The organism is uncultured Campylobacter sp. (assembly GCF_938039245.1).
In the GTDB taxonomy this organism is placed as follows: Bacteria; Campylobacterota; Campylobacteria; order Campylobacterales; family Campylobacteraceae; genus Campylobacter_A.
On sequence record NZ_CALHVN010000044.1, the window covers coordinates 29,713 to 42,811 of the forward strand.

The following is a 13,099-nucleotide window of genomic DNA, read 5'->3' on the forward strand; positions in this document are numbered from 1 at the left end:
CAACTTGCCTCCGTTAAATTTAAAAACGCCTTTTTCTGCAAAAATCACTTCTAGCATCGATTCTATCGCGCAAAATTCGGGAAATTTACGATATAAATTTCCCTGTACCGCGTATTTGATATTTTATTTTAAGCTTAAGTTTTATTTTTATACTTATACTATATAATAATAAAATTTAAATATTCCACACGTATATTTAAAAAATAAACTCAAAGGTGTGAAAATGTCTTTAACTCAGTCTCAAATTTCAGGACTTTACGTCGCTCTATTCGGTAGAGCTAGCGAAGGCGCAGGCAACGAGGCCTGGCTAAAATCGGCAAACGCAAATAATTTAAAATTATCCAGCGTTGCAAATTTGATGTTAGATACGACGGCATCGAAGGAATTTTTCGGCAAAAGCCTAGAGAGTAATGAAAATTTTATCAAGCATATTTACGCTACTTTGCTAAACAAGGACGAAAATATCGATCTGGGCGGTAAAGCCGGCTGGGTAAAAATGCTCAACGATACAAACGATAGAGGCCACGTCGTAAGCGAGATTTTAAAGGCGGCGCTAAATCCAATCCATACGCAAAGCGCGGATGCCGCTACGAGAAACGCCCATAAAATGCTGATAAACAAAATAATCGCATCAAACGTCGTAGCCGATAGTATAAAAGACGTGCCTGAGGGCGACGTAAAAATAACCCTAAATTCATTTTTAAAAATCAACGATGCGGTAACGGCGACGTCCTCTGCCGAAGATATAAAAAACGCGATCCTAAGCAATAAATCAAATTTGACTCTAGACGGAGCAAAGCTAGACGAATCGATAAGTAAAAACGACAAAATATCGGTAATATCGCAGGTGACTGGCAAGAGCCAAAGCGAGATAAAAAAAGAATTTCCAAACTACGACAAAGACTACTCTGTGACCCCAAGTCCAAAACCGCTCCCAAATCCGGATCCAAAACCGACCATAGAAAAAGTTGACGTTAAGACATTTTTGAAAAAAATCGCAAGCCACGTGGACGAAAATACTTCGTTTTCTATAGAAGATGAAGCCGGAAACATACAAAGCAATATAGATAAAATCGCGTCAAATTTAAAATACGTTTTATCGATCAAATTTAGCGGAAGCTTCACTTTAGACGCGAACAAAACCTCCGTAAAACTGCTAGATAAAATTTCCGAAGGTAAAATTTGGCTGCAAAACGCGACCAAAGATCATTTAGAACTGATAAAAAGTACGTCCGTAGAGAAATTTTTTATAGACGATAGCAAGGATTTTACGCTAGATATCGCTACTTTCGTATCCTTAAAGCATAAAATCGCAAGAGGCGATAAATGATACTTCGGCAAATATCGTTAAAAACTTCGATCAAATAAAATCCCTCGTAGATAGCGTCAAAACCCTAGATAGCTCCGATAATAGCGAGATAAAGCTAATAAAAGCCCAGTATGACGTCATAAAAGACCTGGTATCGCAGGACTATAAAGATAACAACGTCTATAAAGTCGAGGAAAAAACGGGCAAAGCGGCTATGACTCCTACCGACGTAAAAGACGGTAAGGCTTTTGCTTGGGAATACGTAAACGATAGCACCGGAATAACATATAAAATACAATTTGGCAAAAGAGACGCTCAGCCCGAAAACTCGGATATAAAAGTCGATATGCCGGACGGTAAATTTTATAACGGCGAAAATATGATCAAAGACTACAAGATCAAAGCCTATAAAATCTATGAAAAAGGCGGCTACAAAGTGACCGAAGAGTACACTCCAAGTACCTCGAAATCAGGCGATATCGTTAGAGATAAATTTGACGAAAAAGGCGCACTAGAGGAAAAAATATTAGAAAGATCCAGCGGCGAAAAACTCACTCTATCTTACGAAGACGGCAAGCTAAGCAATGCCGTAAAAACCGACCCCGAGTACGCAAATACCGATATAAACTTTGAAATCAGCAAAGATAGCGAAAATCTAGACTACAAAGGCACGCTATATCTAAATGCAAACTCGCCCGAGCATCTAAGTATCCTTAATCCGCACTTTAACTATAAAGGCAAGGTTACCGTAACAGATAGCGCACTAGATACGAAATGGACGGCTGATATCGGAAAAAACGAAGTTGTATATAGGGCGTACGAAGGGCGATTTTCAGACGACGTAAGACTAGTGTCAAAGGCTGCATACACTACTCACAACAACTATGGAGTCGAAAATTTTGATATACCTCAAACGCTTCGAGAAAATGCGAATCTAAAAAAAATAAGCATAGACGCTCAAACCGGCAACCTAGCAAACGGCTCGGAGTTTGGCGTGCTAGATAACGCTCAAGATAAAATCACGCTCCCGTCAAACATCACCGAACTATCAAAAGCGCAAGACGGCGTAAATCTGCAAAACATCGAGGAAAAGCTATCTACGCTTGGAGTCGGTAAGGCGCAGTATTTCTTGCAAAACGTAGGCGAAGACAAATTTAATGCCTATATGGCGCTAAATACGGACGGCAAAGAGGGCTATCAAGAGGGTAGCGATACCTTGATAGAGATAAAAAACGTCGAGTATAGAAGTAATTTTAAACAGTTAAAAGACGGCGCGACATCTATCTACAACAAATTAACGCCTGATTTTACCGTCCCTACTCCGTCCACTTTCCAAAACGCGGTAGCCAAAGACGCAACCGGCGGAAAAAGTAAAATTTGGGAATACGAGGCTAGCTCTACGAAAAAATACAAATCGTTTTTGAAAAAGAGCAAGACGAAAATAGCGGATTTAAATTTGCAGACGGAGTGTTTTTCGATAAAAACGACAAGTCGATAAACGCAACCGGCTGGCAAAGCAGAGCTAAAGTCTACGAGATAGACAAAACTACTCCAAACGTCGAGGTTATAAAAAGCCTAAATAACAATGAAGGCGGCAGAGTCATAGAAACCGTAACCAAGACCTACGACGCATCGGGCAAGCTCATAAAACAAACGCTCCAAGACGACATGTATAGTAAAAACGATAAAACCGTAGACGTAACCTATGAGAACGAACAGGTAAAATCAGCCGTAATAACAAGTGCCCAGTATGCCAATAAAACGGTTAAATTTGACGTCGGCTCCGATAATGAAGCTTCCTTGCTAGCAACAAAATCCGCGCTTACTATGGATTTATCTACGCCTTGGGATCTAAGTCCGCTAAACGACGTAACCAAAGGCTTTAAAGGTACCGCGACCATAACCGATAAGGCGTTAGATAAAAAAGCCGTAGCTAATGTCGGCGATACGCAAACGACGTTTAAAATTTACGAAAATATAAACTCGGATAAAATTTCCCTCATTTCAAAGGCTAAAGGCAGCAACGGATCGTTTTTAAACAAAGAGGAATTCGACGTCAAAGAGACTCTCGCTCAAAATCCTGATGCTAAAAAGATAACGATAGACGCAGGTAACAAAATGATGCAGATATCAAAAGGCGAGAAGATAAAACTACCTGATAATATCACTAAAATCTCAAAAGCCGCAGATGGAACCGACTCATCAAATTTGCAAACCGAACTTGCAAATTTGAAAGCTGGCGAAGGGGCTTATTTCTTGCAAAACGTGGGCGGAAACAAATTTGACGCATATCTGGCGCTAAATACGGACGGCGTAGAAGGCTACCAAGAGGACAGCGATACCCTCGTAAAAATCGCGGGTGTGGCTTACGGGGCTAGCTTTAGCGACGTAAACGGCGGATATACGACGCTAAGCTAAATTCATATAACGGGGCTAAGTTTCGGCCCCGTTATATTACTCTTTAAATTTATAAGCTTTTAATTTTAAATTAACCGCTATAAATACGGAAAATATACCGAGCTTTTATCGCCTAAATTTAGCTTGTTTTTAGGATACGGCAACACGGTTAAAGGCTAAATTTACTCGCTTCCATAAAATCTAAATTTAAAAATATCGAGCAAATTTAACGCATACGAGTTTTTTGTTTTTTTACAAAATAGCCCGTTTGCGCCGTTTGGGCTTATTTGGGATTTTGCCGCACCAAGCGTTATTTTGCCGCTACTACCGGTTAAATTTATACGCAAACTAAAATCAGACCTAAAAAAAGGGATGCAAACTATACCGCCGTCGCTGCATCAAGTATAAAAGATCCGCCTTGCCCGTTTTAGACAAGGCGGCAAGAAAATCAGAATAAATTTAAGATAGTAGGCTTATTTTCCTCGACCCATTTATCGATGCGTTTTGCGTAGTTTTCATCGCCCTTGACGTCTAGGGCTAGGCCTGCAAATTTGCCGTTAATAAAAAACGCGGAGTGGTTAAATTTATATCCGTCCACGTCGCTAGCGCCGAAAATTTGCGCGTCCTTTAGATACGGCAAAAAGTCCACCGCACCGCTAAAAAGCGTTTGGGGGTGATTGGCTTGATTGCCTACGGCTACGATGGCGGCTTTTTTGCCTTTGCTGCCTGCCTTTAAAAGCGGCAGTTTCTCCGTCCAATCAGCAAAAAGCTCGCCGTCGCCGTAGCTAGGCGCCGCTACGATGATGACGTCAAATTTAGCAAAATCCTGCGCCGTAGCGTCCTTTACTTCGACTAGCTGCGCGCCGAGCTTACCTGCGAGATACTCGCAAGCAGCCTTTGTATGGCCTTTTGCGCTTGCGTAAAATATGCCGATACTCATTTTACTCTCCTTAAATTTAGATAAATCAATACCCGAAGTATAACGAAATGATACTTAATTTATCTTATTTCAAATCACGCTTTTATTTGTCGTTTTCTAGGCAAATTTGCGCATATTTCAATCCCAGCTCGTAGGCTTTTTCGTTCTCGGCGTAGACTTTTTTAGGTACTTTTGAGAGCATTACTCGTTTAACCAGCTCGGCATCCAGGCAGCCGCTCATCTGCACGGCGACTGCTAGCGCGACGACGCTTTGGGTTATGACGTTGCCCACTTCGTCTTTAGCGATGGAGATGATGGGTATTTCATAGATTTTCCACCGTTTTTTGTCCTCGTCGCTAGCGCGTACTAAATTTGGCTCCACGACGATGATGCCGCCCTCTTTTACGCCGTCTTTAAACTGCTCGAAGCTAACCTGCGCGGTAGCGAGCATAAACTCGATCTCGCCCTCGTTTGCGTACGGGTAAAATATCTCACGCTCGCTCAAAATGATATCGACCTTCGTCGGCCCTCCGCGCACCTGCGAGGTGTAGGTCGAGGCCTTGACGCCGTATCCGCCCTCCTCGATTTTAGCCGCGGCTAAAATCTCGCCGGCCAGTATCACACCCTGGCCGCCCACTCCGACGAATCTTAACTGCCTTTTCATTTTAGCGCTCCAAAGTCGATTTTCTCGCCGTCTCTGGCGGCTTTTATCACCATGTCGTAGGCCTTGGTGTACTCCATGCGCGACTCGTCTTTATGAAGCACTCCGAGGGGAAATTTACCCTCCTGCTCATCCTCGCTCATCGCGTCAAATTTAGCCTTGCTCACCGTGCGACCGTCGATCCACTCCAGCATCTGCGTGGCCTGTCCCATTTTGTTTTTGCGGCCCAGGTTTATGTGGCAGTTTGAAAATACGTCAAAAAAGCTGTATCCATCATGCTCGAAGCCCTCGGCAAATATCTTTTCCAGCTTTGCGGGCTCTATCACGCTGCTGCGCGCTACAAAGGTCGCTCCTGCGGCGGTTGCGAGCTTGCACGCGTCAAAATTTGGATCGACGTTACCGTACTGCGCCGTCACCGTCCAAAACCCGGTCGGCGTGGTCGGGCTTGTTTGGGAGTTTGTTAGCCCGTAGATGAAATTATTTATCAAAACGTGGTTTAAATTTATATTTCTGCGGCATCCGTGGATCGTGTGATTGCCCCCTATCGCTAGCCCGTCGCCGTCGCCGGTTACTACGATGACGTGTTTGTCCGGGTTTGTGAGCTTGATACCCGTGGCATAGGCGATCGCGCGCCCGTGCGTCGTGTGGACGGTGTTGCAGTTGATGTAGGAGCTAAAGCGTCCCGAGCAGCCGATGCCCGAGACCACGCACACGTCGTTCATATCCCAGCCCAGCTTATGGATCGCGCGGATTAGCGCCTTTAGTATCACGCCGTCGCCGCAGCCCCAGCACCACAGAGTCGGCGTTTTGTCCGTGCGTAGGTAGTCGTCGTAGTTAAATGCCATCAAATTCTCCTATTTTTTGCGCAATTTCTTGCGGGCTGATCGGGCGGCCGTTGGCTTTTAGCAGAGTTTTAAAGTCCTCTCTTAGCGTAGCTTTGATTATCTCGCCCGTATACTGGCCTAAATTTAACTCGCAGATCAAAATTTTGCTAAATTTAGCCGAGATTTCGCGTAGCTTCGCACTTGGCGTCGGAAATAGCGTGATAGGCTTAAAAAGCCCTACTTTCACGCCTTTTTCGCGTAAATTTAGCACTGCTTCTTTTGCCGCGCGAGCCACGGAGCCAAACGCGATAATGCAAATCTCCGCGTCATCTAGCATAAACTCCTCGTAAAGCTCGATCTCTCTCGCATGCGCGTTAATTTTGTTAAAAAGGCGCTTGATGTTGTAGTCCACGACAGCGCCGTCCTCGGTAGGAAAGCCCGTCTCGCCGTGATGCAGGCCCGTGACGTGATAGCGGTAACCGCAGAAAAATTTATTTAGCACGGCAGGCTCGTCGGCTGCTGCCCTGTACGGGCGGTAGTCCGCGGGATCGCCGCTAAACTGCTTACGCGAGTAAATTTCCAGCTCGCTAACCTGCGGCAACACGGCCTTTGCGTGCATATGCCCGATCGTCTCATCCAGCAGCAAAAACACGGGCGTCATGAATCTTTCGGCGAGATTAAACGCGCGAACGGTCTGCGTATAGCACTCCTCTAGGCTTGATGGCGCGATAACGATGCTGTTTACGTCGCCGTGAGTCGGGTTTTTTGCTTGCAATAAATCGCCTTGCGCCACGCGGGTAGGCAGCCCCGTACTAGGGCCGCCGCGCATGACGTTTACGATCACTAGCGGCACCTCCGCGATAAATCCTAGCCCGATCTGCTCGGCCTTTAGCGAGATGCCGGGGCCCGAGCTTGCAGTCATCGCCTTTGCGCCGCTCATCGAGGCTCCAAGCGCCACCGAGATGCCCGCGATCTCGTCCTCCATCTGGATAAATTTACCGCCGTGCTTTGGCAGCAGCACGCTTAGCTCGTGCGCGATCTCGCTGCTTGGCGTGATCGGATAACCGCCGAAAAAGTTACACCCGCACTCCACCGCCGCAAGCGCGACTAGCTCATTGCCGCTAGCGATGATTTCTCTTTTATCGCCGTTATTATTTAAAAATTCGCTCATTGCCCCGCCTCTAATTTTTCAAATTTATTCTCTTTTACGGCGGTAGCACGCTCTTTACTTTCGGCGGTTAGTTTGGCGAATTTAAATCCCTTCTCCGCCACGTAGATAGCAAAATCCGGGCAGTGCAGCTCGCACTCTCTGCACCCGATACAGGCCTCCGGATACACCACTTCGATCGTTTTACCTAGCACGGCGCGCGGCTCTACGGCCATCGCCAGCACGCCCGCAGGACAGCAGCTCACGCAGATATCGCACGCCTTACAGCGCGAGATATCGACCCAAACGGGAACGTCGTTTCGTATCAGCATATTTTTCCTTATCAAATTTAACTAGTAACGATAATTTTATAGCAATTTTGTTAAATTTAGTATTTAAAACGCGCGGCAAAAGTTAAATTTAAATAAATTTTTGATTATGTCGGAAAATTTGAAACGCTTTTGCGCGGCGCTTGGACTAGCGGGCGGTAAATTTACCGCATAAATTTCAGACTTAAATTTAACCACCGCTGCTGCAAAAAGAGGACGCAGTAAATAATCAAGCCAAAAATCAAACTTTGCGGCTTAGATAAATTCGCGCCAAATTTACGCAAATGCGGCGACGAATTTGTTTAAAAAAGCCGCTAAATTCGGGATTTTTTCCCGTTAGCGTGCGTTTTGCCAAAACCGGCAAATCTATTTGACGCAAGGCACGACGCGCTTTTATCCTTGCAAGTCGCGACAAATGAATTTAGCTCTTTTTTGCCGTTTTTGCGGGTGTTTTTATCGTTTAGATTCATAAAATCCACCGCATTTTTGCCCTTTGCATGATGAGTAAAACCCACGGTGCCGTCTTTTTCTACGCTGCTTACGATGCCTACGTGCGTGATTATTTTGGCTTTTTTGTTATTTTTCGTGCTTTTAGTCGTGTTGTTAAAAAATATCAAATCGCCGACTTCTGGGTTTTCAAACGAGATCAAATTTTTACTCTCGTAAAGCCTAAACATAGCCTCGCTTTTTAGACCGTGCTTGGTGTAAAATTTATCAAGCTCTTTTTCGTCGAAAAAGTCTCGGTTAAATTTTTTATTTATAAGCGTCACAAAGCCCGAGCAGTCGCCGCCGTCTCTTTTACCTATATATCCTTGCAGGAGATTAAGCAGGGCCGTCTCTTTTGTATCGAGACGGTCGCCGATTTTACCTTGAAACGTCTTGCTTCCCCAGCTTTGGATCTTATTCTTTTCTATCGAAGTAGTAGCTTGGGTTTTACTTTGCTTCGTTAACATCGTATTTTTGGGAGTGCTTGACGAAACGTTGGCGCACCCCGACATAAAAGCCGCTAAAAACAGGGCGTAAATTTTAATTTTATAATTTACAAGCATCGGCTACGCGATTACCCCGCTTTCTTTTAAAAATTTGATATTTACCGCAGTTTGCGATTCGCCTTTTTCAAGAGCCGCTTTTTCCTCCGCGCTTGGTTGCTTGATCTCTCGCACGCCGCCTTTGCCTAGCTTCACAAGCCTACCGCCCGCGCACTCGCCATCTATCACGCAGCAGCTTAGCCACTGCTCGCTGCCGGTTTTTATCGCCTCGCACATCTTGGCCGCAGCCGCGCCCGGAGCGTAATACGCCGACGTGCCAAGCAGTTTAACGATCTTTGCGCCGCCCGTTTTGGCCTCCTGCGCTACCGCGTCAAATTCGCCGCCCAGATCCACGCTCACGTTGCTTTGCAGCGCCACCATATCGTCGTTGTGAGAACCTATGATGTGCGCGCTAAAGGCGCTGTTTTTTAGTCCTGTTTTTTGAGAGATCTCGTATTTTAGGCGCGCGGAGTCTAGCTCGCCAGCCATTCCTAGCACCCTGCTTTTATCAAAACCGCTCGTTTTATAGACTAGGTACGTGAGCGCATCGAGCGGGTTTGTTACGTTTATGATGACGCAGTTTGGGGCAAATTTGGCGATTTTCTCCACCGTACCTTTTACGATACCGGCGTTTTTTAGTAGCAGATCTTCTCTAGTCTGCCCCTCTTTTCTAGGGCTTCCTGCGGTCACGACTACGATGTCGCTATCCTTAATAAGCTCAAAATCATCTCCGCCCGCGACTCTCGCGTCCAGGCCGAAAACCGCCGCGCTCTGAGATAGGTCGATCGCCTTTGCGCGCGCCACGTCGCCGAAAATATCAACTAGCGCGATCTCATCTGCGATGCCTCTTAGTAAAATAGCGCTAGCTGCGCTTGCGCCTACGTTTCCCGCTCCGATAACTGAAATTTTCATTTTTTTCCTTTTTTATAAAATTTGATTTTGTAAAATTTGATTAAACGTCGCGCTCGGCCTCATCGCTGCGCCCGCCTTTTTATCATCCGGCTTATAGTATCCGCCTACATCGATCTTTCGTCCTTGCGCCGCGTTTATTTCGTCTGTGATTACGCTCTCGTTTTTCGCGAGATTTTGGGCGATAAGCTTAAATTTATCGCCAATCTCGGTACCGCTAACGGCAAGCTCGCTCGCCCAGTAAAGCGCGATATAAAAATGACTCGCGCGCGTATCTAGCTGCCCCACTTCAAAGCGCGGAACCTTATTTTCTTTTAGGTAGCGCTCTACGGCCGCATTTAGCGTATCGGCTAAAATTTGCGCCTCAGGGCTTTGCTTAAATCCCGCTAACTGCTCGAGACTAGCGCCCAGAGCCAAAAACTCTCCCAAACTATCCCAGCTTAGGTGATTTTGCTCCAGTAGCTGCTCGGCGAGCCTCGGCGCGCTACCTCCGGCTCCCGTCTCAAAGATACTTCCGCCCTCTAGCAGCGGCACGATAGAGAGCATCTTGGCGCTGGTTTCAAGCTCCAAGATCGGAAAAAGATCGGTCAAATAGTCGCGCAGGACGTTGCCCGTGACACTGATACAGTCCTCGCCGCGTCTCATGATCTCAAGCGATTTTTTACAAGCGGCCGCGGGAGAGAGTATCTCTATATCAAGCCCGCTCGTATCGGCTCTTGCTAGCTGCGCTCTTACTTTTTTTAGGATTTCTCGGTCGTGAGCTCTGTTTTCGTCCAGCCAAAATATCGCCTTTTGTCCCGTGATTTTTGCACGTTTTAGCGCCAGCTCGACCCAGTTTCGCACGGCGACGTCTTTGACCTGCGTCATCCTAAATATATCGCCTTTTTCTAACTCAAATTTAAATAAAACTTCGTCTTTTGCATTTAGCACGCGCGCCTCGCCCGCTTCGCTCATCACGAAGGTTTTATCGTGACTACCGTACTCCTCGGCCTTTTTAGCCATCAGCCCGACATTTGAGACGCTGCCGATTTTAGCGGGATCTAGCGCGCCGTTTGCCTTGATATCCTCGATCGCGGCCTCATAAACGACGGCATAGGTTTTATCTGGTATCACGGCTTTGGTTTCGCGAGCTATACCCTCTTTATCCCACATTTTGCCGCCGTTTTTTATCATCGCAGGCATCGAAGCGTCGATGATAACGTCGCTAGGAACGTGTAAATTTGTAACGCCTGCGGCCGAATTTACCATCGCTAAATTTGGCCTTATGGCGTAAATTTCATCAAATTTGGCTTTGATTTTTTCCTGCGTCGCTTGAGGTAAATTTAAAATCCGCGCAAAAAGGTCTTTTAGCCCGTTGTTTTCGCTGACGTTTACGCTTTTTAGCTCGCTTTCAAACTCATCAAAAACCTCCGCGAAAAAAATCTTCACGAAATGCCCGAAAATCACGGGATCGCTCACCTTCATCATCGAGGCTTTTAGATGCACGCTAAAGAGCAAATTTTTTGCTTTCGCGTCCGCGATTTGCTCCTTTATAAAGACGTCCAGTTCCCGCGCGCTCATAAAGCTAGCGTCGATTACGTCGCCTTTTTGCACGCTTAAATTTTCTTTTAGCACGCGTTTTTCGCCGCTTTTTGAGATAAACTCCACGCGTAATTTTTCATCCGTTTCAAAGCTGATCGAGCGCTCGGAGGAGTAAAAATCTCCGCCTTTCATATAGGCGACTTCGGTTTTGCTATCTTTTTCAAAAGGGGTGATTTTATACGGGTTTTCGCGGGCATAGCGTTTTACCGCACCGACGCATCTGCGGTCGGAGTTGCCCTCGCGCAGCACCGGATTTACCGCGCTTCCTAGCACTTTGGCATATCTGGCGGCCGCGTCTTTTTCCTCCGGAGTTTTTGGATCTGACGGGTACGGGGGCAGATCGTAGCCCTTAGCGCGAAGCTCGGTGATAGCGGCGTTTAGCTGAGGCAAGCTAGCCGAGATGTTTGGCAGCTTGATGATATTCGCGCGCTTTTCTTGCGTCAAATTTCGCAGCATCTCAAGGTCGTCGCTCACTCGCAGATCGGGCGGCAGCTTGTCGTTAAAAGCGGCGATGATCCGCGCGGCTAAGCCGATGTCGGCCTGCTCTATCTCTATGCCGCCCGCGCGCAAAAACGCCTGCAGGATCGGAAATAGCGAATAACTCGCAAACAGCGGAGATTCGTCGGTTCTAGTATAAACGATGTCGCTCATCTTTCCTCCTAAATAAATTTCGCAAAATCTTATCCAAATTTATATTAAAACGCCTTTTTGGCGGGCTATTTTTGGGAGTTTATCGCGCCTACGTGCTCCTCGTACGTCGCGCTAAATTTATGCTTGCCCGTCTTTTTATCGCGAACGAAGTACAAAAACTCGCTCTGCGCCGGCTTTATCGCCGCCCGTATCGCCGCTAGACTCACAGTGCAGACGGGACTTGGCGGCAGGCCTTCGTTTAGATAGGTGTTAAATTTGCTCTTATCGGTTCGTATGCGCTCGGCCGTGACCGTCTCATGCGAGTAGAGTCCATAGTTTAGCGTGCCGTCCATTTGCAGCTTCATGCCTTTTTTTAGGCGGTTTTGGATGACGGATGCCACAAGGGGCATCTCATCCTCGCTCGCGGCCTCTTTTTGCACGACCGAGGCCGTCACGAGATACTCGCTCCAGCGCTTTTCGTCGTAGTTACCGAGCAGTTCGGTCGCCGTTTTTTCGTGGGATTTTTTAGATAAATTTACCAGATGCGCCGCTAGCTGTTCTTCGTTTACGCCAAGCGGTACTTTGTAGGTTTCGGGCACCAAAAAGCCGTCCTCTATCGGAGCAAATTTGGCGTAAAATTCATTTAGCTTGGCCTCGCTTAAATTTAGCTTTTTTGCAACCTCTTGTAAAAACACGGCCGTCGTTTCGCCCGGAATTAGCGTTATTTGCGTTAGAGCCGCTTTTGCGGTCGTGAGTTTATATAAAAAATCAAGCTTACTAAGTTTTGCCGCGCCCAGATCTATCCAGCCTGCTTGCACGCGCCCCATAGTGCGCAAGATCACGGCGTCTAATTTATTTGCGTCCGTATTTTTTTCGCTTAGATATGATATAATCGCAAGCGTACTGCCCTGAGGCACGAAAATGACCTCGCTCACGCTCACCGGGCGGCTAAGATAAACAAGAAAGCTCAGAAAAAATATGAAAATCATCTCGCTTATAATGAAGAAAATTTGGCGCATTTTGATCCCCGCGGTTTTGATATTCGTCGTTTTTATAGCCGTCCTAAAACACGGCGTCGAGATAGAAAATATCGGCGCGGGCGGCTTTAAAATAGAGCAATTATATATAAAACTCGATAAAAAAATAATTTTACGCGCGCAAAATATCGAAATACCTAAACAAAGCGCCAAGGATAGCTCCGAGGACGCGCTGCTAGATCTTTCTAAAAACATCGTTTGGATAGACAGGCTGTTTGAGGAAATTTTACTCGAGCGCGTTAAGTTTTTAAACAGCGAGTCCACGCTATTTTATAGAGACGACGTTTTTTATCTAGATAGCCCGTTTTTGGCGGTTAGCTCAAATTTC

The 13,099-nt window shown here is 46.3% G+C and carries 12 protein-coding genes and 1 pseudogene; 4 read left to right on the forward strand and 9 right to left on the reverse strand.

Going from position 1 to position 13,099, the window contains the following annotated elements:
* The first annotated feature begins 223 nt into the window (after positions 1-223).
* The 3 genes from Q0218_RS08420 to Q0218_RS08430 all read left to right on the forward strand — a co-directional run bounded on the left by Q0218_RS08420 (position 224) and on the right by Q0218_RS08430 (position 3,727).
* On the forward strand, positions 224-1,330 hold the full coding sequence (locus Q0218_RS08420; RefSeq protein WP_297968631.1) for a hypothetical protein: 1,107 nt from the start codon (positions 224-226) through the stop codon (positions 1,328-1,330).
* A gap of 193 nt (positions 1,331-1,523) precedes the next feature.
* Positions 1,524-2,807: a hypothetical protein gene (locus tag Q0218_RS08425; protein ID WP_297968634.1), complete on the forward strand. Its 1,284-nt coding sequence runs from the start codon at positions 1,524-1,526 to the stop codon at positions 2,805-2,807.
* Positions 2,777-3,727, forward strand: coding sequence for a hypothetical protein (locus Q0218_RS08430; RefSeq protein WP_297968637.1), 951 nt, complete (start codon positions 2,777-2,779; stop codon positions 3,725-3,727). Before Q0218_RS08425 ends, Q0218_RS08430 begins: the two co-directional genes overlap by 31 nt.
* A gap of 427 nt (positions 3,728-4,154) precedes the next feature.
* Here Q0218_RS08430 and Q0218_RS08435 read toward each other — a convergent pair whose 3' ends face one another.
* The 9 genes from Q0218_RS08435 to mltG form a co-directional block, all read right to left on the reverse strand.
* A complete protein-coding gene (locus tag Q0218_RS08435; RefSeq protein ID WP_297968640.1) occupies positions 4,155-4,646 on the reverse strand; it encodes a flavodoxin domain-containing protein in 492 nt (163 codons plus the stop codon).
* Between the two features lie 82 nt (positions 4,647-4,728).
* Positions 4,729-5,289 carry a 2-oxoacid:acceptor oxidoreductase family protein gene (locus tag Q0218_RS08440; protein ID WP_297968643.1) on the reverse strand — a complete coding sequence of 187 codons (561 nt, stop codon included), beginning with the start codon at positions 5,287-5,289 and terminating at the stop codon, positions 4,729-4,731.
* Positions 5,286-6,131 (reverse strand): 2-oxoglutarate ferredoxin oxidoreductase subunit beta, encoded by an 846-nt coding sequence (locus Q0218_RS08445; protein WP_297968645.1) that lies wholly within the window; start codon positions 6,129-6,131, stop codon positions 5,286-5,288. Before Q0218_RS08445 ends, Q0218_RS08440 begins: the two co-directional genes overlap by 4 nt.
* The gene (locus Q0218_RS08450) at positions 6,121-7,281 is read right to left on the reverse strand and encodes a 2-oxoglutarate synthase subunit alpha (RefSeq protein WP_297968647.1); all 1,161 of its coding nucleotides are present in this window, start codon (positions 7,279-7,281) and stop codon (positions 6,121-6,123) included. Before Q0218_RS08450 ends, Q0218_RS08445 begins: the two co-directional genes overlap by 11 nt.
* A complete protein-coding gene (locus Q0218_RS08455; RefSeq protein WP_297968649.1) occupies positions 7,278-7,589 on the reverse strand; it encodes a 4Fe-4S dicluster domain-containing protein in 312 nt (103 codons plus the stop codon). The genes Q0218_RS08450 and Q0218_RS08455 overlap by 4 nt, the downstream gene beginning before the upstream one ends.
* Positions 7,590-7,900: 311 nt before the next feature.
* Positions 7,901-8,539, reverse strand: coding sequence for a CHAP domain-containing protein (locus Q0218_RS08460; protein ID WP_297968652.1), 639 nt, complete (start codon positions 8,537-8,539; stop codon positions 7,901-7,903).
* Positions 8,540-8,638: 99 nt separating this feature from the next.
* Positions 8,639-9,526: a malate dehydrogenase gene (locus Q0218_RS08465; protein ID WP_297968654.1), complete on the reverse strand. Its 888-nt coding sequence runs from the start codon at positions 9,524-9,526 to the stop codon at positions 8,639-8,641.
* 12 nt (positions 9,527-9,538) lie between these two features.
* Positions 9,539-11,755: an NADP-dependent isocitrate dehydrogenase gene (locus Q0218_RS08470; RefSeq protein ID WP_297968656.1), complete on the reverse strand. Its 2,217-nt coding sequence runs from the start codon at positions 11,753-11,755 to the stop codon at positions 9,539-9,541.
* Between the two features lie 65 nt (positions 11,756-11,820).
* Entirely contained in the window at positions 11,821-12,675 is an 855-nt protein-coding gene (gene mltG, locus Q0218_RS08475) for an endolytic transglycosylase MltG (protein ID WP_297968659.1), read from the reverse strand.
* 37 nt (positions 12,676-12,712) lie between these two features.
* Here mltG and Q0218_RS08480 point away from each other — a divergent pair.
* Positions 12,713-13,099, forward strand: a pseudogene (locus Q0218_RS08480) (DUF3971 domain-containing protein); the annotation flags it as partial.

Bases quoted from the DNA above. Each gene is read 5' to 3' on its own strand.
- Q0218_RS08440 (WP_297968643.1), bottom strand. From the start codon at position 5,289: ATGAAAAGGCAGTTAAGATTCGTCGGAGTGGGCGGCCAGGGTGTGATA.
- Q0218_RS08435 (WP_297968640.1), bottom strand. From the start codon at position 4,646: ATGAGTATCGGCATATTTTACGCAAGCGCAAAAGGCCATACAAAGGCT.
- Q0218_RS08470 (WP_297968656.1), bottom strand. From the start codon at position 11,755: ATGAGCGACATCGTTTATACTAGAACCGACGAATCTCCGCTGTTTGCG.
- Q0218_RS08420 (WP_297968631.1), top strand. From the start codon at position 224: ATGTCTTTAACTCAGTCTCAAATTTCAGGACTTTACGTCGCTCTATTC.
- Q0218_RS08425 (WP_297968634.1), top strand. From the start codon at position 1,524: ATGACTCCTACCGACGTAAAAGACGGTAAGGCTTTTGCTTGGGAATAC.
- Q0218_RS08465 (WP_297968654.1), bottom strand. From the start codon at position 9,526: ATGAAAATTTCAGTTATCGGAGCGGGAAACGTAGGCGCAAGCGCAGCT.
- Q0218_RS08460 (WP_297968652.1), bottom strand. From the start codon at position 8,539: ATGTTAACGAAGCAAAGTAAAACCCAAGCTACTACTTCGATAGAAAAG.
- Q0218_RS08450 (WP_297968647.1), bottom strand. From the start codon at position 7,281: ATGAGCGAATTTTTAAATAATAACGGCGATAAAAGAGAAATCATCGCT.
- Q0218_RS08445 (WP_297968645.1), bottom strand. From the start codon at position 6,131: ATGGCATTTAACTACGACGACTACCTACGCACGGACAAAACGCCGACT.
- Q0218_RS08455 (WP_297968649.1), bottom strand. From the start codon at position 7,589: ATGCTGATACGAAACGACGTTCCCGTTTGGGTCGATATCTCGCGCTGT.